At 72.6% G+C, this 11,481-nt stretch carries 12 protein-coding genes; 6 read left to right on the top strand and 6 right to left on the bottom strand.

The genetic code is table 11. The features are described 5' to 3' along the window. On the top strand, positions 1 to 1,014 hold a 1,014-nt coding region (locus VQ02_RS00270; protein WP_048442148.1), incomplete at its 5' end, for an aldo/keto reductase. A gap of 80 nt (positions 1,015 to 1,094) precedes the next feature. After that, positions 1,095 to 1,304 (top strand): hypothetical protein, encoded by a 210-nt coding sequence (locus tag VQ02_RS00265; protein ID WP_048442147.1) that lies wholly within the window; start codon positions 1,095 to 1,097, stop codon positions 1,302 to 1,304. 42 nt (positions 1,305 to 1,346) lie between these two features. Here the strand turns inward: VQ02_RS00265 and VQ02_RS00260 are convergent, their stop codons facing one another. Then, positions 1,347 to 1,598: a hypothetical protein gene (locus VQ02_RS00260; RefSeq protein ID WP_048442146.1), complete on the bottom strand. Its 252-nt coding sequence runs from the start codon at positions 1,596 to 1,598 to the stop codon at positions 1,347 to 1,349. A 9-nt stretch (positions 1,599 to 1,607) separates the two neighbouring features. Further along, complete coding sequence (locus VQ02_RS00255) at positions 1,608 to 2,522, bottom strand: SDR family oxidoreductase (protein WP_048442145.1); 915 nt, start codon at positions 2,520 to 2,522, stop codon at positions 1,608 to 1,610. Between the two features lie 104 nt (positions 2,523 to 2,626). Between VQ02_RS00255 and VQ02_RS00250 the strand changes: the two genes are divergently transcribed. After that, entirely contained in the window at positions 2,627 to 3,262 is a 636-nt protein-coding gene (locus VQ02_RS00250) for a TetR/AcrR family transcriptional regulator (protein WP_048442144.1), read from the top strand. A gap of 21 nt (positions 3,263 to 3,283) precedes the next feature. Here the strand turns inward: VQ02_RS00250 and VQ02_RS00245 are convergent, their stop codons facing one another. Beyond that, the gene (locus VQ02_RS00245; RefSeq protein WP_048442143.1) at positions 3,284 to 4,702 is read right to left on the bottom strand and encodes a pyridoxal phosphate-dependent decarboxylase family protein; all 1,419 of its coding nucleotides are present in this window, start codon (positions 4,700 to 4,702) and stop codon (positions 3,284 to 3,286) included. Positions 4,703 to 5,069: 367 nt separating this feature from the next. Here VQ02_RS00245 and VQ02_RS00240 point away from each other — a divergent pair, with 367 nt between their 5' ends. From VQ02_RS00240 to VQ02_RS00230, 3 genes are all read left to right on the top strand, one after another. After that, a complete protein-coding gene (locus VQ02_RS00240) occupies positions 5,070 to 5,408 on the top strand; it encodes a hypothetical protein (RefSeq protein ID WP_048442142.1) in 339 nt (112 codons plus the stop codon). Between the two features lie 275 nt (positions 5,409 to 5,683). Then, complete coding sequence (locus tag VQ02_RS00235; protein ID WP_048442141.1) at positions 5,684 to 5,932, top strand: hypothetical protein; 249 nt, start codon at positions 5,684 to 5,686, stop codon at positions 5,930 to 5,932. Between the two features lie 73 nt (positions 5,933 to 6,005). After that, a complete protein-coding gene (locus tag VQ02_RS00230) occupies positions 6,006 to 7,976 on the top strand; it encodes a PhoX family protein (RefSeq protein WP_048442140.1) in 1,971 nt (656 codons plus the stop codon). A 75-nt stretch (positions 7,977 to 8,051) separates the two neighbouring features. Here the strand turns inward: VQ02_RS00230 and VQ02_RS00225 are convergent, their stop codons facing one another. The 3 genes from VQ02_RS00225 to VQ02_RS00215 all read right to left on the bottom strand — a co-directional run. Further along, positions 8,052 to 10,289, bottom strand: coding sequence for a xanthine dehydrogenase family protein molybdopterin-binding subunit (locus tag VQ02_RS00225; RefSeq protein WP_048442139.1), 2,238 nt, complete (start codon positions 10,287 to 10,289; stop codon positions 8,052 to 8,054). Beyond that, positions 10,282 to 11,337, bottom strand: a complete 1,056-nt coding sequence (locus tag VQ02_RS00220; RefSeq protein ID WP_048442138.1) for an FAD binding domain-containing protein — start codon at positions 11,335 to 11,337, stop codon at positions 10,282 to 10,284. The genes VQ02_RS00225 and VQ02_RS00220 overlap by 8 nt, the downstream gene beginning before the upstream one ends. Further along, the coding region (locus VQ02_RS00215; RefSeq protein ID WP_048442137.1) for a 2Fe-2S iron-sulfur cluster-binding protein at positions 11,334 to 11,481 on the bottom strand (148 nt) is incomplete at its 5' end. The genes VQ02_RS00215 and VQ02_RS00220, both read right to left, overlap by 4 nt.

Below are 11,481 nucleotides of genomic sequence, written 5' to 3'. Positions count from 1 at the left end.
GGAACCCGCCCGGCCGACCCCGCCGACCTCCCCCTCGTCACCGATCCCGGCGAGCGCCGGGGCGAGATGCTCTACCGCCCGTTCGGGCGGACGGGCGAAAAGATCTCGGCGATCGGCATGGGCGGCTTCCACCTCGGCAAGAGCGCCGTGACCGACGCCGAGGCGACCCGGCTGATCCACGAGGGCGTCGACCGCGGCATCACCTTCATGGACAATTGCTGGGACTACAACGAGGGCCGCTCCGAGGAGCGGATGGGCATCGCCCTCGAGCAGAACGGCGCCCGCAACAAGGTCTTCCTGATGTCCAAGATGGACGGGCGGACCAAGCAGGAGGCGATGAAGCAGATCGACCAGTCGCTGCGGCGCCTGCGCACCGACCGGATCGACCTCGTCCAGCACCACGAAATCCTGCGCTACGACGATCCCGACCGGGTCTTCGCCGAGGGCGGCGCCATGGAGGCGTTCCAGGAGGCGAAGCAGGCCGGCAAGCTGCGCTACATCGGCTTCACCGGCCACAAGGACCCGCGCATCCACCTGCAGATGCTCGAGGTGGCGGCCGAGCGCGGCTTCCATTTCGACGCGGTGCAGATGCCGCTGAACGTCATGGACGCGCATTTCCGCAGCTTCGGCCACCTCGTGCTGCCCTACCTCGTCCAGAACGGCATCGCGGCGCTCGGCATGAAGACCTTCGGCGACGGCGTGATCCTGAAGAGCGACGCGCCGATCAAGCCGATCGAGTACCTGCACTTCTCGCTCAACCTGCCGACCTCGGTGGTCATCACCGGCATCCAGAACCAGCGCGACCTCGACCAGGCCTTCGAGGCGGTGAAGACCTTCAAGCCGATGGACAAGGCGGCGGTGGCGGAACTGCTGAACCGCAGCCGGCCCTACGCGCTGGAAGGCAGGTACGAGCTGTTCAAGACCAGCGCGACCTTCGACGGCACCGCCAAGAACGCCGCCTGGCTCGGCGAGGACGTGCCGGGGGTGAAGAAGCTGGCGCCCACCATGGAGTGAGGCCGGCGGCCGATACGACACAACCATGACGGCTGCCGGCGCGTTGACCCTGCGTCTTCTCGCCGGCAGGAGGCCGCATCATGAGCGATACGCCGAACCCCCACCGCAACCCGTCCGCCGAACTCCACACCATGAACGACCGCCTCGCCGCCTGGGCCGCCTGCACGGCCGAGGACAGCCCTTCGCTGATCGAGCGCTTCGAGGCGATGGGCTACGAGGTGCGGGGCAAGTCCCGCGAGGAGGTGGAGGCTGCCTTGCGCTGCCCGCCGACGCGGGCGGGGCGGGGGTGAGCGGAACTCGGGGCACCTCCGGCCCGGCCGCGCTGGCGATGCTCAGCGCTGGTCGCCGGACGCTGCACGAACGGGACTGTGCCCTGAGGCGGGGCGCCCGGCGCTCGCCTCGCCCACGACGGCGAGGCTCCCCGGCCGCTCGGCCACGCGCGCGGCGCAAGGCGGGAGATTGACGAGCGAGGCTGCGGCGACGAGCATCGCGGTGATCATCCGGGCGAGGATCGGGGCCATCCGCGCGAGGATCGGGGCCATCCGCGCGAGGATCGGGGCCATCCGCGCGAGGATCGGGGTCATCCGCCTCTCCTACGGAAAGCTCACGCCGGCGAGGCGCTCGGACAGCGCCCACAGCCGCGCGGCCGCCGCTTCGTCCCGGGCCTGGGCCGGGATCCGGGCGGGGCCCGGCGCGCCACGGATCTCGCCGAACCCTGTCGGGCCGTAATACGCGCCCCCGGTCGCCGCAGGTGCGGTCGCGGCGTAGAGCGTCGGCAGGGCGCCCCGAGCGGCCGGCTGGAACAGGAACCACAGGAAGGTCCGCGTCAGGCCGGAGGCACTGCGGGGACCGGAGCCGTTCGGCAGCAGGTCGGTGCGGGCGATCCCCGGATGGGCGGCGAGGCTCGCAACGCCCCAGCCGCCGGCCTCGCCGCGGCGCTGCAGTTCGCGCGCGAACATCAGGCAGGCGAGCTTGGACTGGCCGTAGGCCGCCATCGGCCGATAGCCGCGCTCCGCCTGCAGGTCGTCGAACGCGAGATGCCCGCCGCGGGCCGCGACGCTCGACAGCGTCACCACCCGCGGCGCGCGTCCGCGGCGCAGCAGCGGCAGCAGGTGCGCGGTGAGGGCGAAGTGGCCGAGATAATTGGTGGCGAATTGCAGCTCGTGCCCGTCGGCGGAGAGCCAGCGCTTCGGCGGGGTCATCACGGCCGCGTTGTTGATCAAGAGGTCGACGTGGTCGCGGCCTGCCGCCATCCGCCCGGCGAAGGCCGCGACGGAGGCGAGGCTGGCGAGGTCGAGGAGTTCGAACGCGACGGTGGCGTCCGGCACCGCCTGCCGGATTCGCGCGACCGCCGCGGCGCCCTTGTCCGGGTTGCGGCCGGCGACGATCACGTCCGCCCCGGCCCGGGCGAGCGCCAGGGCGTCCTCGAAGCCCAGGCCGCCGGTGCCGGTCACGATCGCGGTGCGTCCCGCCTGGGACGGCAGGTCTGCCAGTGTCCAGCCCGACATCGGCGCGGCTCTCCTTCACCGAGGGCGTGATCGCACTCAGTGCAAATTTTTTACTGCACCGAGTGCAGCTTTGCAAGCAGGGAGCGGCGTGCGAGAAGCCCGGTATGGAGCACGAGTCCCGGAAGCCCGATGGCCTGCGCGCGCGCAAGCGGCAGGAGACGCTGCGGCGGATCGCCGAGACCGGCCTGCGCCTGTTCGGCGAGCACGGCTACGAGGCGACGACGCTCGACGCCATCGCCGAGGCCGCCGGCATCTCGCGCCGCACCTTCTTCTCGTACTTCAAGTCGAAGGAAGAGATCCTGCTGGAGTGGCAGATGCGTGGATTCAGCACGCAGCTGCGCGAGGCGGTGCTGGCCCAGCCCGCCGGCCGGGCACCGATCGTGGTCGTCCGCGACGCGATGCTGCAGCTGGCGGCCGGCATCCGGACCCAGGAATTCATCAGCATCGACCGTGTGATGCGCACGAGCGAGACCCTGAAGGCGCGCAAGCAGGCGAGCTACGGCCTGCAGGAGCAGGCGCTGCACGCCGCCCTCGTCGAGCGCTGGCCCGACCCCGCGCGCAGCCATGCCCTGCGCCTCGTCGCGATGGTCTCCCTCGGCGCGATGCGCCTGGCCATCGAGGCGTGGATCCAGGCCGGCGGGGACCGGGGGGCAGGCCCCTTCCTGGAGGACGCGTTCGCGCAGATCGCCGCCGAGGTCTGCGGGTCCGTCGGGCAGGGCGGGGCGTCACCGGCGGCGTGATCCGCGCGTCCGGCCGTCGCCTCACCCCGCCCGCAACCCCGCCGCGATCTCCCGCACCGCCGCCCAGGCCGTCATCACGTCCGCCCGCGTCGTGGTGGTCTGGCCGACCTGGAAGCGGATCACGAAGCGGCCGTCGTGGCGGGTCTGGGTCAGGTAGGTGCGGCCGTCGTCGTTGATGCGCTCGACGAGGCGGGCGTTGAGGGCGTCGAGGTCGTCCGCGCCGGCAGGGGCGTACCGGAAGGTGAACAGCGACAGGATCGGCGCCGTGGTCAGCTCGAAATCGGGATCGGCCGCGATGATCCCGGCGAGTTCCCGCGCCCAGGCGACGTGGTCGCGGATCATGCCCCGCAGCGCCTCGACGCCGTAGGAGCGGATGACGAACCACAGCTTCAGCGCCCGGAAGCGGCGCCCGAGGGGGATCGACCACTCGTTGTAGTCGACGAAGCCGTCCTGGCCGAGCGTGCGCAGGAAGGGCGGGCGGATGCCGAGCGTGTCGGTGAGCGCCTTCGGGTCGCGCACGAAGTGGGCCGAGCAGTCGAAGTGGGTGAACAGCCACTTGTGCGGGTTGAACACCAGGCTGTCGGCGGCCTCGGCGCCCCGCATCAGGTCGCGGAACTCGGGACAGATCATCGCGCTGCCGGCCCAGGCGGCGTCGACGTGGAAGAAGACGTCGTGCCGGCGCGCCACCGCGGCGACCGCTTCGAGGGGATCGCAGGCGCCGATGCTGGTGCCGCCGAGGCAGGCGACGATCGCGGCCGGCGTGAGCCCGGCCTCCCGGTCGGCCCGGATCGCCGCGTCGAGGGCGTCCGGGTCCATGCCGTGGAGCGGGCCCGAGACCGGGATCCGCACCAGGTTGGCGTCGCCGAAACCGGCGATGCGCACCGCCTTGTCGACCGAGGAATGCACCTGCGCCGAGGCGTAGACCCGCAGGACCGGCCCGCCGGCGAGGCCCTTGGCGTTGCCGGTGAAGCCGAGCGCCCGCTCCCGGGCGGTGAGGAGCGCGGCGAGCGTCGCGCCGGAGGCCGAATCCTGGATCACGCCGGAGAAGCCCTCGGGCAGGCCGATCATCTGCCGCAGCCAGTCCATCACCCGGGTCTCGAGCTCGGTCGCGGCCGGCGAGGTCTGCCAGAGCATGCATTGCGCCGCGAGCGCCGCGGTGACGAACTCCGCCACCATCGAGGGCGGGCTGGCATTGGCCGGGAAGTAGGCGAAGAAGCGCGGGTGCTGCCAGTGGGTCATGCCCGGCATCACGACCCGGTCGAGGTCCGAGAAGATCCGCTCCATCGGCTCGCCCTCGGTAGGAGGCGCGGCGGGCAGCTGCCGGAAGATCTCGCCCGGCGCCACCTGGGCCCGGACGGGGCGCTCGCCGACGCCCGCGAGGTAATCCACCGACCAGTCGGCGGCCCGGTGCGCCCAGGCCCGAAACGTCTCGTCGTCCATGCCTCCAACGCTCCTCCCGCCGGCCCGGCCTTCCGGTGCCCCGTCGGGTGTTTAGCAGGTTTCGCCGGGCGCGCCTCCCCGCCCGGGCGGGCAGTCGAGGTCGGACGGCGCGACTGCACCGGACAATCGAGCCCGGCAGACACCCCGCTTGAGGAGACCGCGAAACCATGCCACGATCAATCGAGGCACATTGATTTACGATCATTTAATCAATTTCAAGTTGCATTTTTGCGTCAGCATTTCGATCGGACGCTGGGGCAGGGCGAACCCGTCGGGAATACTGGACGATATCGTGAATGGCTCGGATCAACTTCATCGTTTCTTAAACCGCCATGCCAGTTCATGAGGCGAATGCGAGAGGAGCAGGATGTTCGGCAGGATGTTCGGGCAGCGTACCCGGAGGGCACCGGCAGACAGGCTGACCCAGCGCCACGTTCGCGTGACCCGCGGGGGAGCGGATCAGGACGGCTGCCTGATCTATCTCGGTGACCAGCTCGTCTCCGTGCTGGTGCGCCTGCAGCCCGGCATCCCCCACCCGCCCGAGCACCGGCACAAGTGGCGCGTGACGGAGACCTACGGTCCCGGCAAGGCGCTCGCCCGCGCCCCGCTCTTCGACACGCCGGACGCGGTGACCGCCTGGATCGCCGCCCGCCTGCCGATCCCGGCCCCCGCCGGGCCCTGGATGGACGCCCACCTGCTGCCTTGACGGCGACGCATCCGACCGGGCTCAATCCGGTCGAGCCCTGCCACAGCCGCATGCCTGGCGCGACGGGATCGCTGTGGTGCGGCAAGTCGCTGATAATGCACGTTCTTCTGCTGCCCGTGCCGTCCCGCGGCGGATCGGGCCGGCCGGCCGGGTGCGCCGGCACACGCAGCCTGGGACGCGCCGGGCCGATATTCCTTCCTGCACCGCCCGCCCCGCAGCGCCCGAGGACGCGCACCTCAAGTGAGACGCCGGGGTGGAGGCGACAGGAGGTTATCATGATCCGCTTCGTCACTGCGGCCGCCGCGGCCGCCCTCGTCGTCCTGCCCCTCTCGGCCTACGCCCATGGCGGCGACCGGGAGCCGGCCGGCGGCGCCTTCATGAGCAGCTACGTCACCAACCCTTACGCCGTCCCCCGCTCGCCCGCCGAGGCCCGGCCCCTCGCGGAGCCGCAGGCGCCCTGGCTCGCTCCCGAGACCACCGGCTCCGTGCGGGCGCTCCCGGCCCGGCCGCGGACGCGCCGCTGACACCGTCATCCCGTCGCCACGGTCCTCAAGGTAAGCTTCCGGTTTGATCAGTGCGGGAGCGCCGAGAGGACCGATGACACAGCCGTCGCTGAACCGATCGCAGCAGGCCGAGGCGGCCGAGGATGCGGGGTCGAACCCGAGCCCGAACCCGACCCTCGGCGAGGTCGTGGCCCGGCGCTTCGACCGGCGCGAGCTGCTGCGCGGCAGCCTCGCCGTGGCGGCGATCTCGGCAACCCTGGCACCCCGGGCCGTGGCGGCGGCGGAGAGCGCCCCCGGGACTTTTCCGTTCCGCGAGCTGCCGGCCGGCGCCGACGAGCGCCACCACGTCGCGGACGGCCACGACGCCGAGGTGCTGATCCGCTGGGGCGACCCGGTGCTGCCGGGCGCTCCGCCCTTCGATCCGCACAAGCAGTCGGCCGCCGCGCAGGGCATGCAGTTCGGCTACAACAACGACTTCCTCGGCTTCTTCCCGCTGCCCGGGACGAACGACCCCGCCGGCCACGGCCTCCTCGTCGTCAACCACGAGTACACGAACGAGGAATTGATGTTCCCCGGCCTCGGCCGGCAGGACGGCAAGGCGGCCTTCGCCGGCATGAGCCGCGACCTCGTCGACATCGAGATGGCGGCCCATGGCGGCTCGGTGATCGAGGTGAAGCGCGAGGGCGGACGCTGGCGCGTCGTGCCGGATTCGGCCTACGCCCGCCGCATCACCGCGACGACGCCGATGCGGCTCTCCGGCCCCGCCGCCGGCTCGCCCCGCCTGCGCACCGGCGCGGATCCGGAGGGGCGCCAAGTCCTCGGCATGATCAACAACTGCGCGGGCGGCGTCACCCCGTGGGGCACCTGGCTGACCTGCGAGGAGAACATCAACTACTACTTCCAGGGCCGGCTGCCGGAGGGCTCGCCCGAGGCGAGGAACCACAAGCGCCTCGGCATCCCGGCGAACCTCTACGGCTGGGGCCGCTTCCACCCGCGCTTCGACCTCGCGCAGGAGCCGAACGAGCCGAACCGCTTCGGCTGGGTGGTCGAGATCGATCCGTTCGACCCGGCGGGCGTGCCGGTGAAGCGCACCGCCATGGGCCGCTTCAAGCACGAGGGGGCCGCCGGCGTCATGGCCCCGGACGGGCGCTACGTGGTGTTCCAGGGGGACGACGAGCGCTTCGACTACGTCTACCGCTTCGTCACGCGAGATCCGGTGAACACCGCGGACAAGGCCGCCAACCGCGACATCCTCGACAGCGGCACCCTGTCGGTCGCCCGCTTCGACGCGGACGGGCGCGGCACCTGGCTGCCCCTGGTGTTCGGCCAGGGCCCGCTGACGCCCGAGAACGGTTTTCGCGATCAGGGCGACGTCCTGATCGAGACGCGCCGGGCCGCCGACCTCCTCGGCGCGACCAAGATGGACCGGCCGGAGGACGTCGAGGCCAACCCGAAGACCGGCAAGATCTACGTGATGCTGACCAACAACGTCCGCCGCAAGGCCGACCAGGTCGACGCCGCCAACCCGCGGCCGGACAACCGCTTCGGCCACATCGTCGAGCTCTCCCCCGAGGGCGGCGACTTCGCGGCCGGAAGCTTCGCCTGGGAGGTGCTGGTGCGCTGCGGCGACCCGTCCGTCGCGGCGGTCGGCGCCACCTTCTCGTCGGCGACGACCAAGGACGGCTGGTTCGGCATGCCGGACAATTGCGCGGTCGACGGCCAGGGCCGCCTCTGGATCTCAACCGACGGCAACTCGCCCTCCAAGACCGGCCGCACCGACGGCATCTGGGCGATGGAGACGGAGGGCGCCCGCCGCGGCACCGCCAAGCACTTCTTCCAGGTCCCCCTCGGGGCCGAGATGTGCGGCCCCTACTTCACCCCCGACGACACGACGTTCTTCGTCGCCGTGCAGCACCCCGGCGAGGCCGACGAGGAGGATCCCAACGCCACGCCCGCGACCTTCGAGCAGCCGGCGACCCGCTGGCCCGACTTCGACCCCGCCCTGCCGCCGCGCCCGGCGGTGGTGGCGATCACGAAGCGGGGCGGGGGGAAGGTGGGGACGTAGGTCACCCCTCGAAGAACCGCGCGCCTGACCCTCCCCCTCTCTGCGGGGGAGGGTCTTGGTGCAGCGGAACCGTTCCTACAGCACCTTGTCCAGCGTCACCGGCAGGGTGCGCACCCGCTTGCCCGTGGCGTGCCAGATCGCGTTGACGATCGCTCCCGCGCTGCCGGTGACGCCGATCTCGCCCACCCCCTTGATCCCGAGCGGGTTGACGTGGGGGTCCTCCTCCTCGACCAGGATCGCCTCGAGCGCGGGCACGTCGGCGTTCACCGGCACGTGGTACTCGGCGAGGTTGGCGTTCATCGGCCGGCCGGAGCGCGGGTCCATCACCGCCTGCTCGTGCAGGGCGAAGGAGACGCCCCAGATCATCCCGCCGTAATACTGGCTGCGCACCAGCCGCGGGTTGATGATCCGCCCGGCCGCGAAGGCGCCGACGAGGCGCGTCGCGCGGATCTGGCCGAGATCGGGGTCGACCTTCACCTCGGCGAAGACCGCGCCGTGGGCGTGCATGGCGTAGGATTCCCGCGCCGCGTCGGGCCCGGCCGCCCCCTTGCCTTCGACCGACTCACGGCCCGCCCGGCTCAGGATCTCGGTGAAGGCCTCGGACCGGCTCTCGTCGTCGCGCCGCACGAGGCGGCCGCCCCGGGCGATCACCCCGGCATTGCCGGCGCCGTAGAGGGGCGAGCGCGCATCCTGCGTGGCGAGAGCGGCGAGCTGCGCGATCACGTCGGCCGCCGCGCCCTTGATCGCCGTGCCGGCGGTGGCGGTGTGGGCCGAGCCGCCGGCGATGCCGCCGTTCGGCAGGTCCGAGGAGCCGATGCGGAAGTCGATCGCGTCGATGTCGAGGCCGAGCTCCTCGGCGGCGATCTGGGCGAGGCTGGTCCAGGCCCCCTGCCCCATGTCGATCGCGCCGATGGCGACGCTAGCCTCGCCGGTGGCCCTCAGCTCCGCCCGCGCCTCGGCCTGGAACATCAGGGCCGGGAAGGTGGCGGTGCCGACGCCCCAGCCGACGAGGAGCCCGTCGGCGTCGCGCATCTGGCGCGGCGCCAGCGGGCGCGTCTCCCAGCCGAAGCGCGCCGCGCCCTGCGCGTAGCAGTCCCGCAGGGCCTTGGAGGAGAACGGCTTGCCCGACATCGGCTCGGTCTCGGCGTAGTTCCGCAGGCGGAACGCCAGCGGATCCAGGCCGCAGGCCTCGGCCATCTCGTCGATGGCGCCTTCGAGCGCCACGCTGCCCGAGGCCTCGCCGGGGGCGCGCATGAAGAGCGGCGTGCCGGTGTCGAGCCGCACCGCCCGGTGGCGGGTGGCGAGCGCCGGCGCGGCGTAGAGCGTGTGCGAGACGCCGCCGCTCGGCTCGATGAAGTCGTCGAAGGTGCTGGTCGCCGTGAGCGTGTGGTGGTCGAGGGCGGTGAGCCCGCCATCCTCGGTCGCGCCGAGGCGCAGGGTCTGGCGGGTCGGGGCGCGATGGCCGACAGGGCCGAACATCTGCGGGCGGGTGAGCACCAGCTTCACCGGCCGGCCGACGAGGCGGGCCGCCATGATGCCGAGCACCTGCGGGCCGGCCACCATCCCCTTCGAGCCGAAGCCGCCGCCGAGGAACGGGCTGCGGATGTGGACGTCGCCGGGCGCGATGCCGAACAGGCCGGCAATGCGCCCCTGCGCCATCGCCAGCCCCTGCGAGGGCATCTCGAGGTCGAGCCTGTCGCCGTCCCAGGTCGCGACGACGGCGTGGGGCTCCATCGCGTTGTGGTACTGCGCCGGGGTCTCGTAGGTCGCCTCGACCGTGCGCGCCGCCGCCGCGAGGCCGGACGCGACGTCGCCCCTCTCGAGGTCGGCCGGATCGCCGACGCCGATCGCCGGCGGGGTGAACGGCTCGGCCGCATCAAGCCCGACTGCCGGGGTCTCGGCCTCGTAGGTCGGCGCCAGCAGGGCGGCGCCCTCGGTCGCGGCCTCCAGCGTCTCGGCGATCACCACCGCGACCGGCTGGTTGGCGTAGCGCACCCGGTCGTCCTGCAGGAGGTCGAGCCGGAAGGTGAAGCCGTCGTGCTTCTCGTCCGGGTGCTGCGCGAGCGCGGGCTTGTTCTGCGGCGTCATCACCGCGACGACGCCGGGATGGCTCTCGGCCGCCGCGACGTCGAGACGGGTCACCCGGCCGCGGGCGATGCGGCTCACCGCCATCACGGCGTAGAGCATCCCGGGCGGGTGGTGGTCGGCGGCGTAAGCTGCGCCGCCGGTCACCTTCAGGACCCCGTCCCGGCGGGTGAGCGGCTGGCCGATGTTGGAGCCGTGGCGGATTTGACGGGGAGCGGTCTCAGACATGGGCGGCCTCCCGAGCGGGGGCGAAGGCGGAGCCGGGCAGCGCCGGCAGGCGCTCCGGCGTACCGGCGGCGGCGCGGGTCAGTGCCCGCACCACGAGGCGGCGGGCGAGCTCGATCTTGAAGGCGTTGTCGCCGGAGGGTTTCGCGCCCGCGAGGGCGGCATCCGCCGCCGCCCGGAAGGCGGGCTCGTCGGGCGCACGGCCGGCGAGCAGGCTTTCCGCCTCCCGCGCCCGCCAGGGCTTGAGGGCAACGCCGCCGAGGGCCAGCCGCGCCTCGGCGATGCGCCCGCCGTCGAGCCGCAAGGCCACCGCCGCCGAGACCACCGCGAAGGCGTAGGACGTGCGGTCGCGGACCTTGAGGTAGCGGCTGTGGGCGGAAAAGCCCGCGGCCTCCGGCGGCAGGACGAGGGCGGTGATCAATTCGCCGGGTTCCAGCACCGTCTCGCGCTCCGGCGCGTCGCCGGGCAGGTGGTGGAAGGCTTCGAGCGGCACGGTGCGGGTGCCGGCGGGACCCGCGATCTCGACGACAGCGTCGAGGGCCACGAGGGGCACGCAGAAATCCGACGGGTGGGTGGCGATGCAGGCCTCGCTCCAGCCGAGGATCGCTTGCAGGCGGGTCTCGCCGCCGCGCGCGTCGCAGCCGCTGCCGGGCTCGCGCTTGTTGCAGGCGCTGCCCGTGTCGGTGAAGTAGGGGCAGCGGGTGCGCTGCATCACGTTGCCGGCCGCCGTGGCGGCGTTGCGCAATTGCGCCGAGGCGCCGGAGAGCAGGGCCTCGGCCACCGCCGGATAGGCCTTGGCGAAGGCGGGATCGTGCGCGAGGTCGCTGTTGCGGGCGAGCGCGCCGATGCGCACCGAGCCGTCGTCCCGCCGCTCGAGAGCGGCGAGGCCCGGCAGCCGGGTGATGTCGACGAGGCGGGTCGGCCGGCTGACGCCGCCCTTCATCAGGTCGAGGAGGTTGGTGCCGGCGGCGAGATAGGCGGCGCCGGGGGCCGACCCCGCCGCGACCGCGCCGGCGACGTCGGTGGCGCGGACGTACTCGAACGGGATCATGCCGCCTCTCCCTGCCGGGTGGTCGGATGCTGGTTCATGGCGCCCTGCGCTTCCAGCACCGCCTCGGTGATGCCGGCGTAGGCGCCGCAGCGGCACAGGTTGCCGCTCATCGCCTCGCGCACCCGCTCGGGGTCGTTGCCGGCA

The sequence above is a fragment of the Methylobacterium variabile genome, assembly GCF_001043975.1.
GTDB classification, from domain to species: domain Bacteria; phylum Pseudomonadota; class Alphaproteobacteria; order Rhizobiales; family Beijerinckiaceae; genus Methylobacterium; species Methylobacterium variabile.
Note: the sequence above shows the minus strand (reverse complement) of the source record. Positions and strands in the feature narration are given on the sequence as shown.

Bases quoted from the DNA above. Each gene is read 5' to 3' on its own strand.
- VQ02_RS00240 (WP_048442142.1), top strand. From the start codon at position 5,070: ATGTTCGGCAGGATGTTCGGGCAGCGTACCCGGAGGGCACCGGCAGAC.
- VQ02_RS00250 (WP_048442144.1), top strand. From the start codon at position 2,627: ATGGAGCACGAGTCCCGGAAGCCCGATGGCCTGCGCGCGCGCAAGCGG.
- VQ02_RS00245 (WP_048442143.1), bottom strand. From the start codon at position 4,702: ATGGACGACGAGACGTTTCGGGCCTGGGCGCACCGGGCCGCCGACTGG.
- VQ02_RS00225 (WP_048442139.1), bottom strand. From the start codon at position 10,289: ATGTCTGAGACCGCTCCCCGTCAAATCCGCCACGGCTCCAACATCGGC.
- VQ02_RS00255 (WP_048442145.1), bottom strand. From the start codon at position 2,522: ATGTCGGGCTGGACACTGGCAGACCTGCCGTCCCAGGCGGGACGCACC.
- VQ02_RS00220 (WP_048442138.1), bottom strand. From the start codon at position 11,337: ATGATCCCGTTCGAGTACGTCCGCGCCACCGACGTCGCCGGCGCGGTC.
- VQ02_RS00230 (WP_048442140.1), top strand. From the start codon at position 6,006: ATGACACAGCCGTCGCTGAACCGATCGCAGCAGGCCGAGGCGGCCGAG.
- VQ02_RS00235 (WP_048442141.1), top strand. From the start codon at position 5,684: ATGATCCGCTTCGTCACTGCGGCCGCCGCGGCCGCCCTCGTCGTCCTG.
- VQ02_RS00260 (WP_048442146.1), bottom strand. From the start codon at position 1,598: ATGACCCCGATCCTCGCGCGGATGGCCCCGATCCTCGCGCGGATGGCC.
- VQ02_RS00265 (WP_048442147.1), top strand. From the start codon at position 1,095: ATGAGCGATACGCCGAACCCCCACCGCAACCCGTCCGCCGAACTCCAC.